Origin of the sequence: Serratia sp. CY29653 (assembly GCF_052169255.1) — a bacterium.
Taxonomy (GTDB): Bacteria; Pseudomonadota; Gammaproteobacteria; order Enterobacterales; family Enterobacteriaceae; genus Serratia; species Serratia sarumanii.
Map to the genome: position 1 here is coordinate 469952 of NZ_JBJNLC010000002.1, position 26317 is coordinate 496268.

Annotated in this window: 23 protein-coding genes; 17 read left to right on the forward strand and 6 right to left on the reverse strand. The window is 61.7% G+C overall.

Annotated elements, in window-relative coordinates:
• The first annotated feature begins 21 nt into the window (after positions 1–21).
• The 13 genes from ACJ8HN_RS15740 to lpxC all read left to right on the forward strand — a co-directional run bounded on the left by ACJ8HN_RS15740 (position 22) and on the right by lpxC (position 16111).
• Positions 22–1785 carry a peptidoglycan glycosyltransferase FtsI gene (locus ACJ8HN_RS15740; RefSeq protein ID WP_004932790.1) on the forward strand — a complete coding sequence of 588 codons (1764 nt, stop codon included), beginning with the start codon at positions 22–24 and terminating at the stop codon, positions 1783–1785.
• Positions 1772–3259 carry a UDP-N-acetylmuramoyl-L-alanyl-D-glutamate--2,6-diaminopimelate ligase gene (murE, locus tag ACJ8HN_RS15745; RefSeq protein WP_442523681.1) on the forward strand — a complete coding sequence of 496 codons (1488 nt, stop codon included), beginning with the start codon at positions 1772–1774 and terminating at the stop codon, positions 3257–3259. The genes ACJ8HN_RS15740 and murE overlap by 14 nt, the downstream gene beginning before the upstream one ends.
• On the forward strand, positions 3256–4617 hold the full coding sequence (gene murF, locus ACJ8HN_RS15750) for a UDP-N-acetylmuramoyl-tripeptide--D-alanyl-D-alanine ligase (RefSeq protein ID WP_442523682.1): 1362 nt from the start codon (positions 3256–3258) through the stop codon (positions 4615–4617). The genes murE and murF overlap by 4 nt, the downstream gene beginning before the upstream one ends.
• Complete coding sequence (gene mraY / locus ACJ8HN_RS15755) at positions 4611–5693, forward strand: phospho-N-acetylmuramoyl-pentapeptide-transferase (protein ID WP_004932782.1); 1083 nt, start codon at positions 4611–4613, stop codon at positions 5691–5693. The genes murF and mraY overlap by 7 nt, the downstream gene beginning before the upstream one ends.
• 2 nt (positions 5694–5695) lie before the next feature.
• Positions 5696–7015, forward strand: a complete 1320-nt coding sequence (murD, locus tag ACJ8HN_RS15760; RefSeq protein WP_033641855.1) for a UDP-N-acetylmuramoyl-L-alanine--D-glutamate ligase — start codon at positions 5696–5698, stop codon at positions 7013–7015.
• The gene (gene ftsW / locus ACJ8HN_RS15765; RefSeq protein WP_047569331.1) at positions 7012–8214 is read left to right on the forward strand and encodes a cell division protein FtsW; all 1203 of its coding nucleotides are present in this window, start codon (positions 7012–7014) and stop codon (positions 8212–8214) included. Before murD ends, ftsW begins: the two co-directional genes overlap by 4 nt.
• Positions 8215–8217: 3 nt before the next feature.
• Positions 8218–9282, forward strand: a complete 1065-nt coding sequence (murG, locus tag ACJ8HN_RS15770) for an undecaprenyldiphospho-muramoylpentapeptide beta-N-acetylglucosaminyltransferase (RefSeq protein ID WP_004932773.1) — start codon at positions 8218–8220, stop codon at positions 9280–9282.
• Between the two features lie 84 nt (positions 9283–9366).
• The gene (gene murC, locus ACJ8HN_RS15775; protein WP_033637105.1) at positions 9367–10842 is read left to right on the forward strand and encodes a UDP-N-acetylmuramate--L-alanine ligase; all 1476 of its coding nucleotides are present in this window, start codon (positions 9367–9369) and stop codon (positions 10840–10842) included.
• Entirely contained in the window at positions 10835–11755 is a 921-nt protein-coding gene (locus ACJ8HN_RS15780; RefSeq protein WP_033641257.1) for a D-alanine--D-alanine ligase, read from the forward strand. Before murC ends, ACJ8HN_RS15780 begins: the two co-directional genes overlap by 8 nt.
• Before the next feature lies 1 nt (position 11756).
• Positions 11757–12608 (forward strand): cell division protein FtsQ, encoded by an 852-nt coding sequence (ftsQ, locus tag ACJ8HN_RS15785; RefSeq protein ID WP_033637108.1) that lies wholly within the window; start codon positions 11757–11759, stop codon positions 12606–12608.
• Entirely contained in the window at positions 12605–13861 is a 1257-nt protein-coding gene (gene ftsA, locus ACJ8HN_RS15790; RefSeq protein WP_004932758.1) for a cell division protein FtsA, read from the forward strand. Before ftsQ ends, ftsA begins: the two co-directional genes overlap by 4 nt.
• Positions 13862–13935: 74 nt before the next feature.
• The gene (gene ftsZ / locus ACJ8HN_RS15795; protein WP_004932757.1) at positions 13936–15090 is read left to right on the forward strand and encodes a cell division protein FtsZ; all 1155 of its coding nucleotides are present in this window, start codon (positions 13936–13938) and stop codon (positions 15088–15090) included.
• A gap of 103 nt (positions 15091–15193) precedes the next feature.
• Complete coding sequence (gene lpxC, locus ACJ8HN_RS15800) at positions 15194–16111, forward strand: UDP-3-O-acyl-N-acetylglucosamine deacetylase (protein WP_004932754.1); 918 nt, start codon at positions 15194–15196, stop codon at positions 16109–16111.
• A 104-nt stretch (positions 16112–16215) separates the two neighbouring features.
• Here the strand turns inward: lpxC and ACJ8HN_RS15805 are convergent, their stop codons facing one another.
• A complete protein-coding gene (locus ACJ8HN_RS15805) occupies positions 16216–16731 on the reverse strand; it encodes a DUF721 domain-containing protein (protein ID WP_442523683.1) in 516 nt (171 codons plus the stop codon).
• A gap of 26 nt (positions 16732–16757) precedes the next feature.
• On the opposite strand from ACJ8HN_RS15805, the gene secM reads away from it, so the two are divergent.
• The 3 genes from secM (at position 16758) to mutT (ending at position 20563) form a co-directional block, all read left to right on the forward strand.
• Positions 16758–17288 carry a secA translation cis-regulator SecM gene (gene secM, locus ACJ8HN_RS15810; RefSeq protein WP_442523684.1) on the forward strand — a complete coding sequence of 177 codons (531 nt, stop codon included), beginning with the start codon at positions 16758–16760 and terminating at the stop codon, positions 17286–17288.
• Positions 17289–17370: 82 nt separating this feature from the next.
• Positions 17371–20079, forward strand: a complete 2709-nt coding sequence (gene secA, locus ACJ8HN_RS15815) for a preprotein translocase subunit SecA (protein WP_049213091.1) — start codon at positions 17371–17373, stop codon at positions 20077–20079.
• Positions 20080–20158: 79 nt separating this feature from the next.
• Entirely contained in the window at positions 20159–20563 is a 405-nt protein-coding gene (gene mutT / locus ACJ8HN_RS15820; protein WP_049196040.1) for an 8-oxo-dGTP diphosphatase MutT, read from the forward strand.
• A gap of 39 nt (positions 20564–20602) precedes the next feature.
• On the opposite strand, the gene yacG is transcribed toward mutT, so the two are convergent.
• Genes yacG through coaE form a run of 3 tightly spaced genes read right to left on the reverse strand, consistent with a single transcriptional unit; the run spans position 20603 to position 22218 of the window.
• Positions 20603–20794: a DNA gyrase inhibitor YacG gene (gene yacG / locus ACJ8HN_RS15825; protein WP_004932737.1), complete on the reverse strand. Its 192-nt coding sequence runs from the start codon at positions 20792–20794 to the stop codon at positions 20603–20605.
• A 51-nt stretch (positions 20795–20845) separates the two neighbouring features.
• Positions 20846–21598, reverse strand: coding sequence for a cell division protein ZapD (gene zapD / locus ACJ8HN_RS15830; protein ID WP_033637118.1), 753 nt, complete (start codon positions 21596–21598; stop codon positions 20846–20848).
• A 5-nt stretch (positions 21599–21603) separates the two neighbouring features.
• Positions 21604–22218, reverse strand: a complete 615-nt coding sequence (gene coaE, locus ACJ8HN_RS15835; protein ID WP_442523685.1) for a dephospho-CoA kinase — start codon at positions 22216–22218, stop codon at positions 21604–21606.
• A 362-nt stretch (positions 22219–22580) separates the two neighbouring features.
• Here coaE and ACJ8HN_RS15840 point away from each other — a divergent pair, with 362 nt between their 5' ends.
• Entirely contained in the window at positions 22581–23624 is a 1044-nt protein-coding gene (locus ACJ8HN_RS15840) for a GMP reductase (RefSeq protein WP_015376656.1), read from the forward strand.
• Positions 23625–23676: 52 nt separating this feature from the next.
• On the opposite strand, the gene hofC is transcribed toward ACJ8HN_RS15840, so the two are convergent.
• Both hofC and gspE read right to left on the reverse strand, forming a co-directional pair.
• Complete coding sequence (hofC, locus tag ACJ8HN_RS15845; RefSeq protein ID WP_442523686.1) at positions 23677–24876, reverse strand: protein transport protein HofC; 1200 nt, start codon at positions 24874–24876, stop codon at positions 23677–23679.
• Positions 24873–26315, reverse strand: coding sequence for a type II secretion system protein GspE (gene gspE / locus ACJ8HN_RS15850; protein WP_442523687.1), 1443 nt, complete (start codon positions 26313–26315; stop codon positions 24873–24875). The genes hofC and gspE overlap by 4 nt, the downstream gene beginning before the upstream one ends.
• Between the last annotated feature and the right edge of the window lie 2 nt (positions 26316–26317).

Below are 26317 nucleotides of genomic sequence, written 5' to 3' on the forward strand. Positions count from 1 at the left end.
CACGGAGTAGAAAGGAAACGCATGAAAGCAGCGCGCCCCGGTAAGTTGAGACGCCAGGAAGATCAGGCCAGCTTTGTCAGCTGGCGTTTTGCGTTGCTGTGCGGCTGCATTTTGCTGGCGATGGTCGGCCTGATGCTGCGCGTCGCGTACCTGCAGGTCATCAACCCCGATCGTCTGGTGAAAGAAGGCGACATGCGTTCGCTACGCGTGCAGGAAGTGCCGACCGCGCGCGGCATGATCAGCGATCGCGCCGGCCGGCCGTTGGCGGTCAGCGTGCCGGTCAATGCGGTGTGGGCGGATCCGAAAGAGCTGAACGAGCGCGGCGGCATCACGCTGGACAGCCGTTGGAAAGCGCTTTCCGATGCGCTGAACATCCCGCTGGATCAACTCTCAAACCGCATCAACGCTAACCCGAAAGGGCGCTTCGTGTATCTGGCGCGCCAGGTGAACCCGGCGATCGGCGACTACATCCACAAACTCAAGCTGCCGGGGATCTACCTGCGGCAGGAGTCGCGCCGTTACTATCCGGCGGGGCAGGTGACGTCGCATATCATCGGCGTGACCAATATCGACGGGCAAGGCATCGAAGGCGTCGAGAAGAGCTTCGACCGCTGGCTGACCGGGCAACCGGGCGAGAGAACGGTGCGTAAGGACCGCTTCGGCCGGGTAATCGAAGATATTTCCTCCGTCGACAGCCAGGCGGCGCACAACCTGGTGCTGAGCGTCGATGAACGCCTGCAGGCGCTGGTGTATCGCGAGCTGAACAACGCGGTGGCGTTCAACAAGGCCGAGTCGGGCACTGCGGTGCTGATCGACGTGAACACCGGCGAAGTGCTGGCGATGGCCAACAGCCCGTCTTACAACCCGAACAACATGGCCGGTACGCCGAAAGAGACCATGCGTAACCGCGCTATCACCGATATTTTTGAACCCGGTTCAACCGTGAAGCCGATGGTGGTGATGACCGCGCTGCAAAACGGCGTGGTGAGAGAAAACAGCGTGCTGAACACCATCCCGTACCGCATTCAGGGCCACGAGATCAAAGACGTGGCGCGGTACTCGGAGCTGTCATTGACCGGGATCTTGCAGAAGTCGAGTAACGTCGGTGTTTCAAAGCTGGCGTTAGCGATGCCGTCCTCAGCGTTAGTAGATACTTACTCTCGTTTTGGGCTGGGAAAAGCGACCAATTTGGGGCTGGTCGGAGAAAGCAGTGGCATATACCCAAAAAAACAACGGTGGTCTGACATAGAGAGGGCCACCTTCTCTTTCGGCTACGGGCTGATGGTAACTCCGTTACAGTTGGCGCGAGTCTATGCAACGATCGGCAGCCTGGGCGTATATCGCCCATTGTCGATCACCAAGGTTGACCCTCCGGTCGCCGGCGAGCGCGTTTTCCCTGAGCCTCTGGTGCGCACCGTGGTGCACATGATGGAAAGCGTGGCCCTGCCGGGCGGCGGCGGCGTGAAAGCCGCCATCAAGGGATACCGTATCGCCATCAAAACCGGTACCGCGAAAAAAGTGGGCCCGGACGGCAAATACGTCAACCGATACATCGCTTATACCGCCGGCGTCGCGCCGGCAAGTAACCCCCGTTTTGCCCTGGTGGTCGTCATCAATGACCCGCAGGGTGGGAAATACTATGGTGGCGCAATCTCCGCGCCGGTGTTCGGCGCCATCATGGGCGGCGTATTGCGCACCATGAACGTCGAGCCTGACGCGTTGCCTACCGGTGACAAAAGCGAATTAGTGATTAACAAGAAAGAGGGTTCAGGTGGCAGATCGTAATTTGCGCGACTTACTCGCCCCGTGGGTGCCGACGGCACCCGGGCGCGCGCTGCGGGAAATGACATTAGACAGCCGTGTGGCGGCTGCCGGGGATCTGTTTGTCGCCGTTGTCGGCCATCAAACGGATGGACGCCGCTATATTCCGCAGGCCATCGCGCAGGGCGTCGCCGCCGTGATCGCCGAAGCTGACGGTCAGGCCGAAGACGGCGCCATCGTTGAAATGCACGGCGTGCCGGTGATCTACCTGAGCCAACTGAACCAGCGCCTTTCCGCGCTGGCCGGGCGTTTTTACCACCAGCCGGGCGAGCGTCTGCGTCTGGTCGGCGTGACCGGCACCAACGGCAAAACCACCACTACGCAGCTGCTGGCGCAGTGGAGCCAACTGCTGGGCGAAACCAGCGCGGTGATGGGCACCGTCGGCAACGGCCTGCTGGGCCAGGTGTGCCCGACCGAGAATACCACCGGTTCTGCGGTGGATGTTCAACACGTATTAAACGAGCTGGCGGAACAGGGCGCGACCTTCGCCGCCATGGAAGTTTCTTCCCACGGTCTGGTGCAACACCGGGTGGCGGCGCTGCCGTTCGCCGCGGCGGTCTTCACCAACCTGAGCCGCGATCACCTGGATTACCACGGTGATATGGCCAATTACGAGGCGGCCAAATGGTCGCTGTTCGCCGCCCACAGCGTGGGGCAGGCGATCATCAACGCCGACGATGAAGTCGGTCAGCGCTGGCTGAGCAAGCTGCCGGATGCGGTGGTGGTGACGATGCAGGGCAACCTGCAGCCGGGCTGCCACGGCCGCTGGCTGAAAACCACGGCGGTCGACTATCACGACAACGGCGCCACCGTTCGCTTCAGCTCCAGCTGGGGTGACGGCGAGATCGAAAGCCGCCTGATGGGCGCGTTCAACGTCAGCAACCTGCTGTTGGCCTTGGCGACGCTGCTGTCGCTGGGCTATCCGCTGGAGGCGCTGGTGGAAACCGGCAGCCGTCTGCAGCCGGTCTGCGGCCGCATGGAAGTGTTTAACGCGCCGGGCAAACCGACGGTGGTAGTGGATTACGCCCACACGCCGGATGCGCTGGAGAAAGCGCTGGAAGCCGCGCGCCTGCACTGCCAGGGGCAGCTGTGGTGCGTGTTCGGCTGCGGCGGCGATCGCGACAAGGGCAAGCGTCCGCTGATGGGCGGCATCGCTGAACAGTTCGCCGATCGCGTGGTGATCACCGATGACAACCCGCGTACCGAAGAGCCGCGCGCGATTATCAACGACATCCTGACCGGATTGCTGGACGCCGGGCAGGCGCTGGTGATCCACGGCCGCGCCGAAGCGGTAACCAGCGCCATCATGCAGGCGCAGGAACAGGATGTGGTGTTGGTGGCGGGCAAAGGCCACGAAGATTATCAGCTGGTGGGCAACCGCCGCCTGGATTACTCCGACCGCACGACGGTCGCCCGACTGCTGGGGGTGCTGGCATGATCCCTGTCTCTCTTCAGACACTGGCTGAGGTATTGAGCGCTGAGCTGATTGGCGCCGATTGCCAAATTGTCGAGGTGACGACAGACACCCGCAAGGTGACCGCCGGTTGCCTGTTTGTGGCGCTGAAAGGCGAGCGTTTCGACGCTCACGACTTCGCGGCGGATGCCGTAGCCGCAGGCGCCGGGGCGCTGCTGGTCAGTAAGCGCTTATTGGTGGACGTGCCGCAGCTGGTGGTGCAAGACACCCGTCTGGCGCTGGGGCAGTTTGGCGCCTGGGTGCGTCAGCAGGTGCCGGCGCGCGTGGTGGCGCTGACCGGCTCCTCGGGCAAGACATCGGTGAAAGAAATGACCGCCGCCATTCTGCGCGAATGCGGCGAAGTGCTGTATACCGCCGGCAACTTCAATAACGACATCGGCGTGCCGCTGACGTTGCTGCGTCTGGAACCGCAGCATGATTTTGCCGTGATTGAGCTGGGCGCTAACCACATTGGCGAAATTGCTTACACCACCGCATTGACGCGGCCGCAGACCGCTTTGGTGAACAACCTGGCGGCGGCTCACCTGGAAGGCTTTGGCTCGCTGGCCGGCGTCGCCCAGGCGAAAGGTGAAATCTTTACCGGCCTGCCGGCCGACGGCGTGGCGATCATCAACGCCGATAACAACGACTGGCCGCACTGGCAGAACATGCTGGGCGGCAAAACCGTCTGGCGCTTCTCGCCGCAGGCCGCCGCAGGCGTGGACTTCTTCGCGGACGACGTGCGGGTAAACGGCGCGGGCACGCAGTTCACGCTGCACAGCCCGTTCGGCACCGCCGAGATCGCGCTGCCGCTGCCGGGGCGCCACAACGTGGCCAATGCGCTGGCGGCGACGGCGCTGGCGATGTCGGTGGGCGCCACCCTCGAAGCGGTGCGTCAGGGGCTGAAACAGCTGCAGGCGGTGCCGGGGCGTCTGTTCCCGGTGGCGCTGGCCGAAGGCAAGCTGCTGCTGGACGACAGCTATAACGCCAACGTCGGGTCGATGACCGCGGCGGCGCAGGTGCTGGCAGAGATGCCGGGCTACCGCGTGATGGTGGTCGGCGATATGGCCGAGCTGGGTGCGGAAGCGGAAGAGTGTCACCGTCAGGTGGGCGAAGCCGCCCGTCTGGCCGGGGTCGACAAAGTGATCAGCGTCGGCGGTTTGAGCCGCGTGCTGAGCGAAGCCTCCGGCAACGGCGAACATTATCAGGACAAGACTGCAGTGATCGCGCGCGTGGCGGAATTACTGTCGGAACATGCGGTCATTACCGTGTTAATCAAAGGTTCACGTAGTGCCGCAATGGAGCAGGTAGTACGCGCGTTACAGGAGAAAGCACCATGTTAGTTTGGCTGGCCGAGCATTTGGTCAAGTATTACTCAGGCTTCAACGTCTTTTCTTATCTGACGTTCCGAGCCATTGTCAGCCTGCTGACCGCGCTGTTCCTGTCGCTGTGGATGGGCCCGCGGGTGATCAAGCGCCTGCAAGAAATGTCCTTCGGCCAGGTGGTGCGTAACGACGGCCCCGAGTCGCACTTCAGCAAGCGTGGCACGCCGACCATGGGCGGCATCATGATCCTGACCTCCATCACCATTTCGGTGCTGATGTGGGCTTACCCGTCCAACCCGTATGTCTGGTGCGTGCTGTTCGTGCTGGTGGGGTATGGCATCGTCGGCTTCGTCGACGACTACCGCAAGGTGGTGCGTAAGGACACCAAAGGGCTGATCGCCCGCTGGAAGTATTTCTGGCAGTCGGTGATTGCGCTGATTGTCGCATTCGCCATGTACGCCGTAGGAAAAGACACGCCAGCCACCGAGCTGGTTGTGCCGTTCTTTAAGGACGTGATGCCGCAGCTGGGCCTGCTGTATATCCTGCTGGCCTATTTCGTCATCGTCGGCACCAGCAACGCGGTCAACCTGACCGATGGCCTGGACGGCCTGGCGATCATGCCGACGGTATTCGTGGCGGCCGGCTTCGCGCTGGTGGCCTGGGCGACCGGTAACATGAACTTCGCCAACTACCTGCATATTCCGTATCTGCGTCATGCCGGTGAGCTGGTGATCGTGTGTACCGCCATCGTCGGCGCCGGCCTCGGGTTCCTGTGGTTCAACACTTACCCGGCCCAGGTGTTTATGGGCGACGTCGGTTCGTTGGCGCTGGGCGGCGCGCTGGGCACCATCGCGGTGCTGCTGCGTCAGGAGTTCTTGCTGGTGATCATGGGCGGCGTGTTCGTGGTGGAGACGCTGTCGGTGATCCTGCAGGTGGGATCTTTCAAGCTGCGCGGGCAACGCATTTTCCGCATGGCGCCGATTCACCACCACTATGAATTGAAAGGCTGGCCGGAGCCGCGCGTTATCGTGCGCTTCTGGATCATTTCGCTGATGCTGGTGCTGATTGGCCTGGCAACGCTGAAGGTGCGTTAATCATGGCAGACTATCAGGGTAGAAAAGTCGTCATCATCGGGTTGGGCCTCACCGGCCTGTCCTGTGTCGATTTCTTCATGGCGCGCGGCGTGACGCCGCGCGTGATGGATACCCGTATCGCGCCGCCAGGGTTGGACAAACTGCCTGAAAGCGTGGAGCGCCATCTGGGCGATCTGAATCAGGACTGGCTGCTGGCGGCGGATCTGATCGTCGCCAGCCCGGGCGTCGCGCTGGCGACCCCGGCATTGAGCGCCGCGGCGGACGCCGGCGTGGAAATCGTCGGCGACGTCGAACTGTTCTGCCGTGAAGCGCAGGCGCCGATCGTGGCGATCACCGGCTCCAACGGTAAAAGCACCGTCACCACCCTGGTGGGCGAGATGGCGAAAGCCGCCGGTTGGGCGGTGGGCGTGGGCGGCAATATCGGCCTGCCGGCGCTGAGCCTGCTGCGTCAGGAATGCCAGCTTTACGTGCTGGAGTTGTCCAGCTTCCAGTTGGAAACGACGTATAGCCTGCGAGCGGCGGCGGCGACCATCCTGAACGTGACCGAAGATCATATGGATCGCTATCCGTTCGGCCTGCAGCAGTATCGCGGCGCCAAGCTGCGCGTGTATGAAAACGCCGCGGTGTGCGTGGTGAACGCCGACGACGCGCTGACCATGCCGGTGCGCGGCGCCGACGAGCGCTGCGTCAGCTTCGGCGCCGACGTGGGCGACTATCACCTGAACCGTCAGCAGGGGGAAACCTGGCTGCGGGTGCGCGGTGAGAAAGTGCTGAATACGCGCGAGATGAAACTGACCGGCCGCCACAATTACACCAACGCCCTGGCGGCGCTGGCGTTGGCGGATGCGGTCAATATTCCGCGCGCGTCCAGCCTGAAGGCGCTGACCACCTTCACCGGCCTGGCGCACCGCTTCCAGTTGGCTTGGGAGAACAACGGCGTGCGTTGGATCAACGATTCCAAAGCCACCAACGTCGGCAGCACCGAAGCGGCGCTGAACGGCCTGCAGGTAGACGGCACGTTGCATCTGCTGCTGGGCGGTGACGGCAAGTCCGCCGATTTCTCGCCGCTGGCGCGCTATCTGCAGGGCGACAACGTGCGTCTGTACTGCTTTGGCCGCGACGGCGCCCAGCTGGCACAGCTGCGGCCGGAAGTGGCGACGTTGACCGAGACCATGGAGCAGGCGATGCGCACCATCGCCGGCCGCGTACAGCCCGGCGACATGGTATTGCTGTCGCCGGCCTGCGCCAGCCTCGATCAGTTCCGTAATTTTGAAGTGCGCGGCGATGAGTTCGCCCGCTTGGCGCAGGAGCTTGGCGGATGAAACTACGCTTGCCGAACTTCGGGCTGACAGAACGGATGAAAGACTGGGTGACCGGCGCGCGCGACAACGATGCGGTCAACATGGTGCTGTACGATCGCACCCTGCTGTGGCTGACCTTCGGGTTGGCATTCATCGGCTTCGTGATGGTGACCTCGGCGTCGATGCCGATCGGCCAACGCCTGGCAGACGATCCGTTCCTGTTCGCCAAACGTGACGCGCTGTACCTCGGCCTGGCGTTCGGTCTGTCGCTGGTGACGCTGCGTATCCCGATGGAAGTTTGGCAGCGCTACAGCAACGTGATGCTGCTGATGTCGATCGTGATGCTGCTGATCGTGCTGGTGGTGGGGAGCTCGGTAAACGGGGCCTCGCGCTGGATCGCGCTCGGCCCGCTGCGTATTCAGCCGGCGGAGCTGTCCAAGCTGTCGCTGTTCTGCTACCTGGCGAGCTATCTGGTGCGCAAGGTGGAAGAGGTGCGCAGCAACTTCTGGGGCTTCTGCAAGCCGATGGGTGTGATGGTGGTGCTGGCGGTGCTGCTGCTGGCGCAGCCGGACCTCGGTACCGTGGTGGTGCTGTTCATCACCACGCTGGCGATGCTGTTCCTGGCCGGCGCGAAAATGTGGCAGTTCCTGGCGATCATCGGCTCCGGCGTGTTCGCCGTGGTGCTGCTGATCATCGCGGAACCGTACCGTATGCGCCGCGTGACCTCGTTCTGGAACCCGTGGGCCGACCCGTTCGGCAGCGGCTACCAGCTGACCCAGTCGCTGATGGCGTTTGGCCGCGGCGAGTTCTGGGGGCAGGGGCTCGGCAACTCGGTACAGAAACTCGAGTATTTGCCGGAAGCGCACACCGACTTCATCTTCTCCATTTTGGGTGAAGAACTGGGCTATATCGGTGTGGTTTTAGCCCTGTTAATGGTATTCTTCGTCGCTTTTCGCGCGATGTCCATCGGGCGCCGCGCGCTGGAGATCGACCAACGCTTCTCCGGCTTCCTGGCCTGCGCGATCGGCGTATGGTTCAGCTTCCAGGCGCTGGTTAACGTCGGCGCCGCGGCGGGCATGCTGCCGACCAAAGGTCTGACGCTGCCGCTGATCAGTTACGGCGGTTCAAGCTTGCTGATTATGTCGACGGCCATCGTGCTGTTGCTGCGAATTGATTATGAAACGCGCCTGACCAAGGCTCAGGCGTTTGTGAAGAGGTAAGGGATGAGCGGGAAACCTAAGCGTTTAATGGTGATGGCAGGCGGTACCGGCGGGCACGTGTTCCCGGGGCTGGCGGTCGCGCATCATCTGATGGCGCAGGGCTGGCAGGTGCGCTGGCTCGGAACCGCAGACCGAATGGAAGCCGATCTGGTGCCGAAGCATGGGATCGAGATTGATTTTATCCGCATCTCCGGCCTGCGCGGCAAAGGCCTGAAGGCCCAGCTGACTGCGCCGCTGCGGATCTGGCAGGCGGTGCGCCAGGCGAAAGCCATCATGCGCAGCTATCAGCCGGATGTGGTGCTGGGGATGGGCGGTTACGTTTCCGGCCCCGGTGGCCTGGCGGCTTGGCAGTGCGGCATCCCGGTGGTGCTGCACGAGCAGAACGGCATCGCCGGCTTGACCAACCGCTGGCTGGCGCGCATCGCCGCCAAAGTGATGCAGGCCTTCCCCGGCGCGTTCCCGAACGCCGAGGTGGTGGGCAACCCGGTGCGCACCGACGTGTTGGCGCTGCCGTTGCCGGCGGAGCGGTTGCAAGGGCGTGAAGGCCCGATCCGCGTGCTGGTGATTGGCGGAAGTCAGGGCGCGCGCGTGCTGAATCAGACAGTTCCTGAAGTCGCGGCGCGTTTGGGCGATAGAATTACGCTCTGGCATCAGGTTGGCAAGGGCGCGCTGGAAACGGTGCTGCGCGACTACGAAAGGGTAGGGCAGACGCAGCACAAGGTGACCGAGTTCATCGACGACATGGCCGCCGCCTACGCCTGGGCCGACGTGGTGGTCTGCCGCTCCGGCGCGTTGACCGTCAGCGAAATCGCGGCGGCGGGGCTGCCGGCGATCTTCGTGCCGTTCATGCATAAGGACCGTCAGCAGTACTGGAACGCGCGCCCGCTGGAAGAAGCCGGCGCGGCGAAGATTATCGAACAGCCGCAGTTCAACGCCGATGTGGTGGCCGAACTGCTGGCGAGCTGGGATCGCAAGACGCTGCTGGCCATGGCCGAGAAAGCGCGCGCGGTCGCCATTCCGGACGCCACCGAGCGCGTGGCGGCGGAGCTGGTGCGGCTCGCCAAGTAACGAGTGCAGGGGTTCGGTGCGCTGAACCTGAATAAAAGCAATGTGATGTAGGGCCGGGGTACCGGATCCGTATTAGAGAGAGTGATGAATACACAACAACTGGCGAAACTACGTACTATCGTGCCCGAGATGCGTCGCGTCCGGCACATTCACTTTGTCGGCATCGGTGGTGCCGGCATGGGTGGTATCGCCGAAGTGTTGGCAAACGAAGGGTATCAGATCAGCGGCTCCGACCTGGCGCCGAATCCGGTCACCCAACAGTTGAGCGCGCTCGGGGCGACGATTTACTTCAATCACCGTCCGGAAAACGTGCTGGATGCGAGCGTGGTGGTGGTGTCTACCGCCATCTCCGCCGACAACCCGGAGATCGTCGCCGCCCGTGAAGCGCGCATCCCGGTGATCCGCCGCGCAGAGATGCTGGCGGAGCTGATGCGTTTTCGCCACGGCATCGCTATCGCCGGCACGCACGGCAAAACCACCACCACGGCGATGGTCTCGAGCATTTACGCCGAAGCCCGCCTGGACCCGACCTTTGTCAACGGCGGGCTGGTGAAGGCGGCGGGCACCCACGCGCGACTGGGGTCCAGCCGTTATCTGATCGCGGAAGCGGATGAGAGCGATGCGTCGTTCCTGCATCTGCAGCCGATGGTGGCCGTGGTCACCAACATCGAAGCCGACCACATGGACACCTACCAGGGCGACTTTGAGAACCTGAAGCAGACGTTTATCAATTTCTTGCACAACCTGCCGTTCTACGGCCGCGCGGTGATGTGCATCGACGATCCGGTAGTGCGCGAGCTGTTGCCGCGCGTGGGTCGCCATATCACCACCTACGGCTTCAGTGACGATGCCGATGTGCGCATCGAAGACTACCGGCAGATTGGGCCGCAGGGGCACTTTACCCTGAGCCGTCAGGACAAGCCGTTGCTGACGGTGACGCTGAACGCGCCGGGCCGCCACAATGCGTTGAACGCCGCAGCGGCGGTAGCGGTAGCGACCGAAGAAGGCATCGACGACGAGGATATCCTGCGCGCGCTGGCGGGCTTCCAGGGCACCGGGCGCCGCTTCGATTTCCTCGGTGAGTTCCCGCTGGAGCCGGTCAACGGCAAAGCGGGCAGCGCGATGCTGGTGGACGACTACGGCCACCATCCGACCGAAGTGGACGCCACGCTGAAAGCGGCGCGCGCCGGCTGGCCGGACAAGCGTCTGGTGATGATCTTCCAGCCGCACCGTTATACGCGCACCCGCGATCTGTACGACGATTTCGCCAACGTGCTGTCGCAGGTGGATGTGCTGCTGATGCTCGACGTGTACGCCGCCGGCGAAGCGCCGATCCCGGGCGCGGACAGCCGTTCGCTGTGCCGCACCATCCGCAGCCGCGGTAAGCTGGATCCGATCCTGGTTTCCGATGCCGATACCGTGCCGGAAACCCTGGCGCAGCTGCTGCAGGATGAAGACCTGGTGCTGGTGCAAGGCGCCGGCAACGTGGGCAAAATCGCCCGTAAACTGGCCGAGCTGAAGCTGCAGCCGCCGAAGAAAGAGGAGGAGCACCATGGCTGATAAAGTTGCAGTTCTGCTGGGCGGCACCTCCGCTGAACGTGACGTTTCCCTGCAATCCGGCGCCGCGGTGCTGGCCGGGTTGCGCGAAGCCGGTATCGATGCGCACGGCGTCGATACCCGCGATTTCCCGGTGACCCAGCTGAAAGAGCAGGGGTTCACCAAAGTGTTTATCGCGCTGCATGGCCGCGGCGGCGAGGACGGCACCCTACAGGGGCTGCTGGAGTTCCTCGAGCTGCCTTATACCGGCAGCGGCGTGATGGCCTCGGCGCTGACCATGGACAAATGGCGCACCAAGATGGTGTGGCAGTCGATGGGCTTGCCGGTGGCGCCTTACGTGGCGCTGAATCGCCAGCTGTATCTCGGCGCTGAAAAAGCAGCGCTGCTGGCGCGCGTGGCGGATCTCGGCCTGCCGCTGATCGTCAAGCCGAGCCGAGAAGGCTCCAGCGTCGGCATGAGCAAGGTCACCGAGAGCGCCGCGTTGGAAGCCGCGCTGGAAGAGGCCTTCCGTCATGACGACGATGTGCTGGTGGAGAAATGGCTGAGCGGCCCGGAATACACCGTGGCGATGCTGGGCGACCAGGTGCTGCCGTCGATCCGCATCCAGCCGGCCGGCGTGTTTTACGACTATCAGGCCAAGTACATTTCGGACGACACGCAGTACTTCTGCCCGAGCGGTTTGAGCGCCGAGCAGGAAGCCGAGATGGCGGCGTTGGCGCTGCGCGCCTATCGCGGCCTGGACTGCAGCGGCTGGGGTCGCGTCGACGTGATGCAAGACAGCGATGGCAGCTTCTATCTGCTTGAGGTGAATACCTCTCCGGGCATGACCAGTCATAGCCTGGTGCCGATGGCAGCGCGCCAGTTTGGATTAAGCTTCTCGCAGTTGGTGGCGAGAATTTTGGAGTTGGCCGACTGATATGTCGCAAGCTGCCCTGAATGCGCGCGATCGCGAGGTGGATAACGGCCCGCGCCGCAGCAATGGAACCCAGTTGGCGGGAATGATTTTCCTGCTGATGGTGTTGGGAACGGTCGTGTGGAGCGGTTGGGCGGTGCTTGGCTGGATGAAAGACGCCAGTCGCCTGCCGCTCTCAAGGCTGGTGGTGACCGGCGAACGCCACTACACCACCAACGATGATATTCGTCAGGCGATCCTGGCGCTGGGCGCGCCCGGCACCTTTATGACGCAGGATGTGGACGTTATCCAGCAGCAGATCGAGCGTCTGCCGTGGATCAAGCAGGCCAGCGTGCGCAAACAATGGCCGGATGAGCTGAAGATCCATCTGGTGGAGTACGTCCCGGTGGCGCGCTGGAACGATTTGCACATGGTGGACGCCGAAGGCAAAGCGTTCAGCGTGCCGGCGGAGCGGGCGGGCAAGCAGAAGTTGCCGCTGCTCTACGGGCCGGAAGGGAGCGAGCAGGATGTGCTGGAAGGCTATCGGGCGATGAGCGCTTCGTTGGCGGCCAGCAAATATACGCTGAAAATGGCGGCGATGACCGCGCGCCATTCCTGGCAGCTGGCGCTGGACAACGATGTCCGGCTTGAGCTGGGGCGCGATGACCGCAATGGGCGTTTGCAGCGGTTTATCGAGCTTTACCCGGTATTGCAGCAGCAGGGCCAGGCGGAGAGCAAGCGTGTCAGCTATGTCGATCTGCGCTACGAGTCCGGCGCTTCGGTAGGGTGGGCTCCGGTGTTGGTCGATCCGCAGGCGCTTGGCGGTCAGCAAAACAGTAATCAGCAACAGAATCAGGCACAGGCAAAACAACAATGATCAAGTCGACGGACAGAAAACTGGTAGTTGGACTGGAGATCGGTACTGCAAAAGTCTCCGCATTGGTAGGGGAAGTTCTGCCCGATGGCATGGTCAACATTATCGGGGTGGGCAGCTGCCCGTCTCGCGGCATGGATAAGGGTGGCGTAAACGACCTGGAGTCGGTGGTGAAGTGCGTACAGCGCGCCATCGATCAGGCCGAGCTGATGGCGGACTGCCAGATCTCCTCGGTGTATCTGGCGCTGTCGGGCAAACACATCAGCTGCCAGAACGAAATCGGCATGGTGCCGATTTCGGAAGAGGAAGTGACGCAGGATGACGTGGAGAACGTGGTGCACACCGCCAAATCGGTGCGCGTGCGCGACGAACACCGCATCCTGCACGTGATTCCTCAGGAATACGCCATCGATTATCAGGAAGGCATTAAAAACCCGGTTGGGCTGTCCGGCGTGCGCATGCAGGCCAAGGTGCATCTGATTACCTGCCATAACGATATGGCGAAGAACATCGTCAAGGCCGTGGAACGTTGCGGCCTGAAAGTTGACCAACTTATTTTCGCCGGTCTGGCCGCGAGCTACGCGGTGCTGACCGAAGATGAACGCGAACTCGGCGTTTGCGTGGTGGATATCGGCGGCGGCACCATGGATATGGCGGTGTACACCGGCGGTGCGCTGCGCCACACCAAAGTGATCCCTTATGCCGGGAACGTGGTCACCAGCGATATCGCCTACGCCTTCGGCACGCCGCCGACCGACGCGGAAGCGATTAAAGTTCGACACGGCTGTGCGCTTGGGTCGATTGTTAGCAAGGATGAGAATGTAGAGGTGCCTAGCGTCGGGGGACGTCCTCCGCGCAGTCTGCAAAGACAGACGCTGGCTGAAGTCATTGAGCCACGCTACACCGAACTGTTGAATCTGGTTAACGATGAAATTTTGCAATTGCAGGAGCAACTGCGTCAGCAAGGGGTGAAGCATCATCTGGCGGCAGGTATCGTGCTGACCGGTGGCGCCGCCCAGATTGATGGCCTGGCAGCCTGTGCGCAACGGGTGTTCCACACTCAGGTACGCATCGGCCAACCCTTGAACATCACGGGTCTGACGGATTATGCGCAGGAGCCTTACTACTCGACGGCGGTAGGTCTGCTGCACTATGGAAAAGAGTCTCACCTGAGCGGTGAGACGGAAGTAGAAAAACGCGCCTCGGTGGGCAATTGGTTTAAACGCATCAATAGCTGGCTGAGAAAAGAGTTTTAATGTTTCAACAAAGAGATCATGCTGAGTAATCTTTTTATGATCTCGCAGCGACAGGCACAAAACGGAGAGAAACTATGTTTGAACCAATGGAACTAACCAATGACGCGGTGATTAAAGTCATCGGCGTCGGCGGCGGCGGTGGCAACGCCGTTGAACACATGGTGCGCGAGCGCATCGAAGGTGTTGAATTCTTCGCTGTGAACACGGACGCCCAGGCGCTCCGCAAAACGGCGGTTGGCCAAACCATCCAGATCGGTAGCGGTATTACCAAAGGTCTGGGTGCGGGCGCGAACCCGGAAGTGGGTCGCAATTCAGCGGAAGAAGACCGCGAAGCCCTGCGCGCAGCGCTGGACGGCGCAGACATGGTCTTCATCGCGGCCGGCATGGGTGGCGGTACCGGTACCGGTGCGGCGCCAGTGGTGGCTGAAGTGGCTAAAGATTTGGGTATTCTGACCGTGGCCGTGGTGACCAAGCCTTTCAACTTCGAAGGCAAGAAGCGCATGGCATTCGCGGAGCAGGGTATCGCTGAGCTGTCCAAACACGTGGACTCGCTGATCACCATCCCGAACGACAAATTGCTGAAAGTTCTGGGGCGCGGCATCTCTCTGCTGGATGCGTTCGGCGCGGCCAACGACGTGCTGAAAGGCGCGGTGCAGGGTATCGCCGAGCTGATCACCCGTCCGGGCCTGATGAACGTCGACTTCGCCGACGTGCGCACCGTGATGTCCGAAATGGGCTACGCGATGATGGGTTCCGGCGTGGCTTGCGGTGAAGACCGTGCCGAAGAAGCGGCCGAAATGGCGATCTCCAGCCCACTGCTGGAAGACATCGACCTGTCCGGCGCGCGCGGCGTGCTGGTCAACATTACCGCCGGCTTCGACCTGCGTCTGGATGAGTTCGAAACCGTGGGTAACACCATCCGTGCGTTCGCTTCCGACAACGCGACCGTGGTTATCGGTACCTCGCTGGATCCGGAAATGAACGACGAACTGCGCGTTACCGTGGTTGCAACCGGTATCGGTATGGACAAACGTCCTGAAATCACCCTGGTGACCAATAAGCAGGCCAGCCAGCCGGTGATGGATCACCGTTATCAGCAGCACGGCATGTCGCCTCTGCCGCAGGAAGTGAAACCTGCCGCCAAGGTGGTCAACGACCAAGCTGCGCAACCGAATAAAGAGCCCGACTATCTTGATATTCCAGCCTTCCTGCGTAAACAGGCAGACTAAGAATATCCTGAGAATTTGGAATCTCCGCTCTTTGTGCTAAACTGTCCCGCCAGCCATGCTGTATGCTTGGCTGGTAGGATGGATAACATTGCGAGATAAAACGATGATCAAACAAAGGACATTAAAACGTATTGTTCAGGCGACTGGCGTCGGTTTGCATACCGGCAAGAAAGTCACGCTGACAATGCGCCCAGCGCCGGCTAATACCGGGGTCATCTATCGTCGCACTGACTTGAATCCACCGGTTGATTTTCCGGCTGATGCAAAATCCGTGCGTGATACCATGCTCTGTACTTGCCTGGTGAATGAGCATGACGTGCGTATTTCGACCGTTGAGCACCTCAACGCCGCGCTGGCTGGGTTGGGCATCGACAACATCGTTATCGAAGTCGACGCCGCTGAAATCCCAATCATGGACGGCAGCGCCAGTCCGTTCGTGTTCTTGCTGCTGGATGCCGGCATCGAAGAACTGAACTCGGCGAAGAAATTCCTGCGTCTGAAAGAGACCGTGCGTGTTGAAGATGGCGACAAATGGGCTGAGCTGTCCCCGCATAACGGGTTCCGCCTGGACTTCACCATCGACTTCAACCACCCGGCTATCGACGCCAGCTCTCAGCGCTATCGTCTCGATTTCTCGGCTGAGTCGTTCGTGCGTCAAATCAGCCGCGCGCGCACCTTCGGGTTTATGCGCGACATCGAATACCTGCAGTCCCGCGGCCTGGCCCTGGGCGGCAGCTTCGATTGCGCTATCGTGGTAGATGACTACCGCGTGCTGAACGAAGACGGTCTGCGTTTCGAAGACGAATTCGTACGTCACAAAATGCTGGACGCCATCGGCGACCTGTTCATGTGCGGCCACAACATCATTGGCGCGTTCACCGCGTTCAAGTCTGGCCACGCGCTGAACAACAAACTGCTGCAGGCCGTACTGGCCAAGCAGGAAGCGTGGGAATACGTGACCTTCCAGGACGAAGCCGAAATGCCGTTGGCATTCAAGGCACCGTCCACCGTATTGGCGTAAGGTCTGAATTCCTCGCCTGCTGCAAATAATGGCAGGCGCATCCTCTGAGAGCCTGAGAATTCAGGCTCGTGATGCCGTCTGATGTTTTGCAGCTGTGTCGCTGATCACTTATCACGACTGGTTGTGTTGGTACCCTCTCCGGCCAATGCAGCCAGCCGTTCCAATATCTTGCGCAGTTTCTCCGGGCTACGGCTCGCCAACCCTCTCAGCTCTTCCGCACTTTTCAGACTCAAATGCCGCATCGGCACGGGTTTTTCCGGCGCTTTCTCTGCGTTTTGCACCTGGTGGCTGCCTTTCGCCATCAAGGCCGGATTAATCCTGATGTCGATCGACGACAATGATGGTAGAATTTGCGCTCGTAGTGCAGACAGCAGAGCGGGTTGTTCGTAGCGCAAGCGCATCATCCAGCTGGCATTTGCCGTTTCGAGCACTAAAATACCCTGTCGGAAATTCGCGACGCGGCACCAGGGATGCAGGGGAGCGGGCAACAGGCTCTTCACTGCACGGTTAAGCTTGAGCAGCGCCACCGCGCGTTGCTGGACGTTATGCAGCGGCCCTTTGCTGCCGGCAGACGCGTCGTCGAACAGGACATCTAATAATTGTGGACGGCTATCGCGCATAATGGGCTCCGGCGGATTATAAACTCGTGATCGGTATTCTAAATCGTTGGCGACAATTTGGCAGACGTTATTTCTGGCCCCATCTCCTGTTAGGGATGGTTGCGGCCACGCTTGGCGCGTCTTCCAATTTGCCCGGCGCCCCCGATCAGGCCGCACTGCCGAATACGTCGTCCAGCCTTAACCGGCAAAATGCGGCCAATGGCACCTTCAACAGCCTGGCCCTGCTGCAGGACGCGCACCGCCGTCCTACCTTCAGCGTAGATTATTGGCAGCAACATGCGCTGCGCACCGTCATTCGTCACCTTTCTTTCGCGCTGGCTCCGCAGGCGGTTTATGCGCGGGTGCAGGAGAGCGAAGCCGAAGCCGAACCCCCTTTGCAGGTGGCGCAACTGGCGCTGCTGTCCACCCTCAACGCGCTGCTGACGCACGAGCCGAAGCCGCCGACCATCATTCGCCACACCCACCTTGAGGTGCTGCCAACGCTGGCACGGCACCAGACCGGCCTGTGGGTGGCGCAGGTACAGGGCATTCGCGCCGGGCCTGCCGCGCTCGTCTGACTCCGCCCTTCGGGCACAAAAACCATAAATAATAGCAAGTTGACTGCCGTGTCAGGCCGTCATGACAGAGATATCAAACATCATGTTAGTGAAATTATTAACCAAAGTTTTTGGCAGCCGTAACGATCGTACCCTGCGCCGCATGCGCAAAGTGGTTGAGCAGATCAACCGCATGGAACCGGACATGGAAAAACTGTCCGATGATGAGCTGAAAGCGAAAACCAACGAATTCCGCGCGCGCCTGGAGAAGGGCGAATCGCTGGAAAGCCTGATCCCGGAAGCCTTCGCCGTAGTGCGTGAGGCGAGCAAACGCGTGTTCGGCATGCGTCACTTCGACGTGCAGCTGCTGGGCGGCATGGTGCTGAACGATCGCTGCATCGCCGAGATGCGCACCGGTGAAGGTAAAACCCTGACCGCGACGCTGCCGGCTTACCTGAACGCCCTGAGCGGCCGCGGCGTGCACGTCGTGACCGTCAACGACTATCTGGCGCAGCGTGACGCCGAAAACAACCGTCCGCTGTTCGAGTTCCTCGGCCTGAGCATCGGTATCAACCTGCCGGGCATGCCGGCGCCGGCCAAGCGTGAAGCTTACGCCGCCGACATCACCTACGGTACCAACAACGAATACGGCTTCGACTACCTGCGCGACAACATGGCGTTCAGCCCGGAAGAGCGCGTGCAGCGCAAACTGCACTATGCGCTGGTGGATGAGGTGGACTCCATCCTGATCGATGAAGCGCGTACGCCGCTGATCATCTCCGGCCCGGCCGAAGACAGCTCCGAGATGTACATCAAGGTCAACAAGCTGATCCCTAAACTGATCCGCCAGGAAAAAGAAGACTCCGACACCTTCAAGGGGGAAGGGCACTTCTCGGTGGATGAGAAGGCGCGCCAGGTTCACCTGACCGAACGCGGCCTGATCCTGATCGAAGAGATGCTGGTGGAAGCCGGCATCATGGATGAGGGCGAGTCGCTGTACTCACCGACCAACATCATGCTGATGCACCACGTTACCGCCGCGCTGCGCGCCCACGTGCTGTTCACCCGCGACGTTGACTACATCGTGAAAGACGGCGAAGTGATCATCGTCGACGAACACACCGGCCGTACCATGCAGGGCCGCCGCTGGTCCGACGGCCTGCACCAGGCGGTGGAAGCCAAAGAAGGCGTGGAGATCCAGAACGAGAACCAGACGCTGGCTTCGATCACCTTCCAGAACTACTTCCGTCTGTACGAGAAGCTGGCGGGGATGACCGGTACCGCTGATACCGAAGCCTTCGAATTCAGCTCGATCTACAAGCTGGACACCATCGTGGTGCCAACCAACCGTCCGATGATCCGTAAGGACATGCCGGATCTGGTATATATGACCGAGAAAGAGAAGATCGGCGCCATCATCGAGGACATCCGCGAGCGTACCGCCAAAGGCCAGCCGGTGCTGGTGGGCACCATCTCGATCGAGAAATCCGAAGTGGTTTCCCGCGAACTGACCAAAGCGGGCATCGAGCACAAGGTGCTGAACGCCAAGTTCCACGCCATGGAAGCGGATATCGTCGCCCAGGCCGGCCAGAGCGGCGCGGTGACCATCGCCACCAACATGGCGGGCCGTGGTACCGATATCGTGCTGGGCGGCAGCTGGCAGGCCGAAGTGGCGCTGCTGGAAGCGCCGACCGAAGAGCAGATCGAAGCCATCAAAGCCGCCTGGAAAGAACGCCACGACGCGGTGCTGGCGGCGGGCGGCCTGCATATCATCGGCACCGAGCGCCATGAATCGCGCCGTATCGATAACCAGCTGCGCGGCCGTTCCGGTCGTCAGGGCGATGCCGGTTCATCCCGCTTCTACCTGTCGATGGAAGATGCCCTGATGCGTATCTTCGCTTCGGATCGCGTGTCCGGCATGATGCGTAAACTGGGTATGAAAGAAGGCGAAGCGATTGAGCACCCGTGGGTGACCAAGGCGATCGCCAACGCCCAGCGCAAGGTAGAGAGCCGCAACTTCGACATCCGTAAGCAGCTGCTGGAATACGACGACGTCGCCAACGATCAGCGCCGCGCCATCTACAGCCAGCGTAACGAATTGCTGGACGTGTCCGACGTGAGCGAAACCATCGCCAGCATCCGCGAGGACGTGTTCAAGAGCACCATCGACAACTACATCACGCCGCAGTCGCTGGAAGAAGAGTGGGACATTCAGGGGTTGGAAGAGCGCCTGAAGAACGACTTCGATCTGGAGATGCCGATCGCACAATGGCTGGACAAAGAGCCGGAGCTGCACGAAGAGACGCTGCGCGAACGCATTCTGGAGAACGCCAAAGAGCAGTACCAGCGTAAGGAAGACGTGGTCGGCAGCGAAATGATGCGCAACTTCGAGAAGGGCGTGATGCTGCAGACGCTGGACTCCCTGTGGAAAGAGCACCTGGCGGCGATGGACTACCTGCGTCAGGGTATCCACCTGCGCGGCTATGCGCAGAAGGATCCGAAGCAGGAGTACAAGCGTGAATCCTTCAACATGTTCGCCACCATGCTGGAATCGCTGAAATACGAAGTGATCAGCGTGCTGAGCAAGGTACAGGTGCGGATGCCGGAAGAGGTGGAAGCGCTGGAACAGCAGCGCCGTGAAGAGGCTGAGCGTCTGGCGCAGCACCAACAGTTGAGCCACCACGACGAGAACGCGCTGGTGACCGAAGATCCGAACGCGCCGGCGACCGCCGAGCGTAAAGTGGGCCGCAACGATCCATGCCCATGCGGCTCCGGCAAGAAATACAAGCAGTGCCACGGCCGCCTGCAGTAATGCCGGCCGCGGTTAACCGATAATACCAGGGGTTCAGCTTGCTGAGCCCCTGTTTTTTGACACCCATCAGGAGGGTGAGATGAAACATCTGAATATCGCCGTGGGCATCATCCGCAATGCGCAACGGGAGATCTTTATTACCCGCCGCGCCGCCGACGCGCACATGGCCGGGTTCTGGGAGTTTCCCGGCGGCAAGATCGAACAGGGTGAAACGCCGGAACAGGCGCTGAGCCGCGAGCTGCGGGAAGAGACCGGTATCGAAGCCGAACGTGCCGAGCTGCTGGAGGTGGTGGAGCATCGCTTCAGCGATCGCATCGTGACGCTGAATTTTTATCTGGTGGAGGCCTGGGCAGGCGAGCCGTTCGGCCGTGAAGGGCAACCGATGCGCTGGGTAAAACAGGCGGAGCTGCGTGAAGACGAATTCCCGGAAGCCAACGTCGGCATCATCCGACTGCTGGTGGCGCAGGCGAACGCCGCGCAATGACAAGCGTGGCCTGGCGCCCGCCAGGCCAACCGTGGGCGATCAGCGATCGTCCATTTCACTCCAGTCTTCGCTTTCCGACAGATCGCTGTTGCTCGGAATGCGCTTCTCTTCATCGGCCCACTCGCCGAGATCGATCAGCTGGCAGCGCTTGCTGCAAAACGGCCGGAACGGGCTGACTTCACCCCAAACCACGCCGGTGCCACAGGTTGGGCATTTTACTACGGTCGTCATAACGGTTCCTTACGCCTTCTGTCAGTGCTGAGAAGGCTTTCTTTCACAAGTTCAACAACAGGCCAGTTCGAACGTCAGGCGTTCAGGCACCACGCCATTTTCGCTGTCCAGCGGCAGGAAACGAATGGCATAACGCGTCTTGTGGCCGGAAATCTGCGGATAAAGCTGCGGCGCCAGATGGAGGCGCAGGCGCAGCAGATCTGCCCCTTCGGCATTATCCTGGAAGAAGCCGTTCAGGCTGATTTGATTGCGGAACGGCCCGGACTGGCGGATCAGATCCAGCACCATGGTCAGCGCCTGGTTCAGCGGATCCAGCGACTGCAGCCAGGCGGCGACGTCGGCGTCGCGATCCTGCTGCGGCGCGTGCATCCACATGTGCAGGGTCGGCAGATCGAAGCTGCAGCAGCCGCCGGGAATGTTCAGCCGTTGACGCACCAGGCCGATCAGCCGGTCTTCGCGCAACGCCTGACCGAGGCGCGGTGCCGCCATCAGCGCCGATGCGCGCGACTTCAACTGGCCGCGCAGCTGATCGATCAGCGCCATGTCCACGCCCGGCACATCGGCCCAGGCCAGCAGTTTTTGCTGCTGGCGCTCCAGCTCTTTGAGCAGTTCGGTGCGCACTTCGCCGCGCTCCAGCACGTCCAGCAAGTCGGAGACGGTGCGAAAGAAGGTGAGGGCGATGGCGGTTTCACTCAGGGCGCGTTGGCCGTGCAGCTGTTGCAGCAGGAATTCGATGCGCAGCCAGGTGCGCATTTTTTCGTTCAGCGGGTGTTCAAAGAGAACGGTTGGGGAAACATCACTCATGCAGTTTAATCCTGTTGGGGCGCTGTTGCCGCCAGTTCAAGGTAGCGACGATGCAGTGCGGCGACCTGTGGCTCTATCCCCTGAGCGGCGCCGCTGTTGTCAATAATGTCATCCGCCACGGCGAGGCGCTGCCGGCGCGTGGCTTGGGCGGCGAGAATGCTTTGCGCCTGCTCACGGCTGACGCCGTCGCGCGCGATGGTGCGAGCCAGCTGGGTTTCGGCGTCGACGTCGATCACCAGCACCCGATCGGCGCGATCCTGCAGGCCGTTTTCCACCAGCAGCGGCACCACCCACAGCGCGTACGGGCTGGCGGCCTGCGTCAGTTGGCGCTGGGTTTCACGGTGTATCAGCGGATGCAGCAGCTGGTTCAGCCAGGTTTTGTCATCGGGATGGCTAAAGATGCGCTGACGCAGCGCAGCGCGGTTCAACGCGCCGTCCGGCAGCAACATTTCATTACCAAATCGTTCGGCGATCGCGGCCAAGGCAGGGGTGCCCGGCTCGACGACCTGACGGGCGATCACGTCGGCATCGACAAGGGTTGCGCCGTGGCGCGCAAAGGCGTTCGCGACGGTCGTCTTGCCGCTGCCTATGCCCCCGGTCAACGCAACAATGTAGGCCATGGTGTTAGGTGCATCCGATGTTCATAAAAAAATAATAGTCGAATCATAAAGCGATCGCGCAGAAGTGCAAGTCGGCAGGCGGCGCTTGCGCGTCGGCACCGTTCGGGCGGCGAGAAAAAGCGCAGCGGCACGGCAAAAATGAGCGGGCAATCACACTGCGATTATGCAGGTAAATTTGTCGGATTGTAGCGTAAATAAAGGCGAATTCGCAGTCTTGTTCGGCGATTATTAGCGCGTATTATAACGTCACTGGAACTGGCATTAATCTCGCCGCCGCCTTTTTGCGCCACTGGAAAGCCGTCGGGCAGAGATTCGAACATCCTCCTTGCGATCCGTCGCCATTAACCAGGAAATCATAAGTCATGCGTATTGAAGAAGATTTGAAGTTGGGCTTTAAAGACGTGTTGATCCGCCCTAAGCGCTCCACGCTGAAAAGCCGTTCCGAGGTTGAACTGGAACGTCAGTTTACCTTCAAGCATTCAGGTTGCAGCTGGTCCGGCGTGCCAATTATCGCCGCCAACATGGACACGGTGGGCACCTTCCGCATGGCCGAGGCCCTGGCTTCTTTCGACGTTCTCACCGCCGTACACAAACATTACAGCGTCGAGCAATGGGCTGACTTTGTGCAGCGCATGCCGGAATCGGTGCTGCGCCACGTGATGGTGTCCACCGGCACCTCCGAAGCCGACTTCGCCAAAATGCAGCAGATCCTGGCCCTGTCTCCGGCGCTGAAATTCATCTGCATCGACGTGGCCAACGGCTACTCTGAACACTTCGTCGCCTTCCTGCAGAAAGCGCGCGAAGCCTGCCCGAATCACGTGATCTGCGCCGGCAACGTAGTGACCGGCGAGATGGTGGAAGAGCTGATCCTCTCCGGCGCCGACATCGTTAAGGTTGGCATCGGCCCGGGCTCAGTCTGTACTACCCGCGTGAAGACCGGCGTGGGCTACCCGCAGCTGTCGGCGGTGATCGAATGCGCCGATGCGGCCCACGGGCTGGGCGGCCAAATCGTCAGCGACGGCGGCTGCTCGGTGCCGGGCGACGTCGCTAAAGCCTTCGGCGGCGGCGCTGACTTCGTGATGTTGGGCGGCATGCTGGCCGGCCACGACGAGTGTGAAGGCACCGTGGTGGAAGAGAACGGCGAAAAGTTCATGCTGTTCTACGGCATGAGCTCCGAGTCGGCGATGAAGCGCCACGTCGGCGGCGTGGCGGAGTATCGCGCGGCCGAAGGCAAAACCGTCAAGCTGCCGCTGCGCGGCGAGGTGGAGTTTACCGTGCGCGATATCCTCGGCGGCCTGCGCTCTGCTTGCACCTACGTTGGCGCCGAGCGCCTGAAAGAGCTGACCAAGCGCACCACCTTTATCCGCGTGGCGGAGCAGGAAAACCGCGTCTTCGGCAGCAAATAAGCCGCACCTTGCATTCGGGCGTCGCGTACTGCGGTGCCCGCTATCCTCTTTTTTATCCCAGCACGCTGCCCAGTTGAAAGATAGGCAGGTACATGGCGATCACCAAAGCGCCGACAATCCCGCCCACCACTAGCATCAGCAGCGGCTCCAGCGTTTGCGCCAGCGTATCGGCCAGCTCGTGCGTCTGCCGTTCATACCACTGCGCCAATTTATCCAGTAAGGCGTCCAGCGAGCCCGATTCTTCGCCCACCCGCACCAGCTGCCGGCACAGCGGCGGAAACAGCGGTTGCAGGGCGAGGGCGTGATGAAACGCCTCGCCTTCGGCGAGCTGCCGCTGCACCTGCTCCAGCGCCTGCCGGTACAGCAGATGGTCGGCCGCCAGCGCCGCCGCGTTCAAGCCTTCCACCAGCGTCAGCCCCGCGCGTTGGGTCATGGTCAGAATACGAAAGGTTTGGCTCAGCGCGCCGCCGCTCACCAGCCGGGCGATCAGCGGCAGGCGCAGCAAGGCGGCCTGCTCACGTCGGCGCCACGGCGGGCGCGGATGCAGCCAGCGGCAATAGCCGAACAGTAATGCGCCGAGCAGCAGCGCCAAATAGGGGCCAACGGCGATCAGCAGCGCGGACACCCCCAATAACCCTTGGGTAAACCAGGGCAGCGGCGCATCGAACGACTGATAAACCTTGGCGAATTCCGGCAGCACCATCACCAGCATCAGCACGCTGACCAGCAGCGCCACCGCACAGATGAAGAGAGGATAGCGCAGCGCTTTCGCTACTTTGCGGCGCAGCAGCAGCTGGGCTTCCTGCTGTTGTGCCAGCTGCAGGCAGCAGCGATCGAGGTTGCCGGTCAGTTCGCCGATGGCGATCAGTTGGCGATAGATAGGCGGAAAAACGCCTGGCTGCGCGGCAAGGGTTTCGGAGAGCGGCTGCCCTTCACGCACCTGTTCTGCCAACTGGCGCAACAGGCAACGCCAGGCTGCCGAAGGGTGCTCTGTCGCCAGCAGCTGCAGCGTATTGACCAGCGGCAGCCCGGCCTGCAACAGAGTGGCGAGCTGGCGGGTGAAGTGGATTAACGGTTCTCCGCGCCACTGACCGGGCGTGATGCGTTTGCCGTGCCCAATCCGCCAAGGTTGCAGGCCTTGTTCGATCAGCAACCGGCTCACCTGCCGCTTTTCATCGCTCATCAGTTCGCCGCGGCGCAAGGCGCCCTGGGCGTCGAAAGCCTGCCAAAGAAACAGCCGGCGCGCTTTCATGGTGCGGTTACGCCGAGCTGGACGACGTCGATCACGCGGTACAGTTCTTCCAGCGAGGTCGTGCCTTCGCTGGCCAGCGCCAGCCCGGCCTGCAGCAGCGAAAGCTGCCCCTGCTCGCGGGCGACATCCGCCAGCAGGCTGGGCGCGGCGTTCGCCAGCAACGCCGCCTGTATTTCCGGCGTAATGGCCAACAGCTCATACACGCCGATGCGCCCATAGTAGCCGCCGAAGCAATGCTCGCAGCCGTCGGCGCGCCAGGCGGTCAGCGGCTCCGGCCAGACCGAGGCAGGAAAATGCGTCGGCTGGCTGTGCGGGTAGCGGCAGTGGCGACACAGCCTGCGCACCAGCCGCTGCGCGATGACCAGCTTCAGGCAGCCGGCGAGCAGGTAGCCGGGGATACCCATGTGCATCAGGCGCGTCAGGGTTTCGCCGGTGGAGTTGGTATGCAGCGTCGACAGCACCAGGTGGCCGGTTTGCGCGGCCTTGACCGCGATCTCGGCGGTTTCCGCATCGCGGATCTCGCCGATCATGATGACATCCGGATCCTGGCGCAGCAGGGCGCGCAGCACCCGGGCGAAGCTCAGCTCGGTTTTGGCGTTGATCTGGGTTTGATTGACGCCGAACAGCGGTATCTCGACAGGATCTTCGACGCTGCACAGGTTGCTTTGCGCATCGTTCAACTGACGCAGACCGCTGTACAGCGTGACCGTCTTGCCGCTGCCGGTCGGGCCGGTCACCAGGATCAAACCTTGCGGGCAGGCCAGCGCCGTCGCGTAGCGCGCCAGATCCGCTCGGCCCATGCCCAGTTGATCCAGCGGCAGCTCCTGCTGTTCGCCCTGCTGAACGCGCAGCACCACCTTTTCGCCGTGTAGCGTCGGCAGAGTGGCGATACGCATGGCATAGCGAGCGCCGTCCAACGTCAGGCTGAGCTGCCCGTCCTGAGGCTGACGGCGCTCGGCGATATCCAGCTGGCCGAGGATCTTCAGCCGGGCGATGAGGCGTGCGGTCAGCTGGGGTGACGGCGAGGCGAGGGTTTGCAGCACGCCGTCGATGCGCAGGCGAATGCGAAAATGCTGCCGAAAGGGCTCGAAGTGGACGTCCGAGGCGCGACGCTGAATGGCCAGGCGCAGCGTCTGGTTGATGAACTGCACCACCGGCGCGTCGCCGTCGTCGGGGTAGGCGATGTCGGCGCTGTCTTCTTCGGCCGCCAGCGGCGCCGGTAGCGGTTCCTGGCGTTGGTTCAGCGCCTGCTCCAGCCTGGCCGCCGGCCATTGCTCCAGATGGATGCGCTTGCCGGTGGCGAAACGCAGCGCCGCCAGCAGCCCTTGCGGCGCCTCTTCGTTGAGGGCGATCGTCAGGGTGGTCGGATCTTCGTTCAGCGCCAGCGCCTGATAGCGCCGGCACAGGGCGTGAACTTCTTCGCTGATTTGCGCGTTCATCG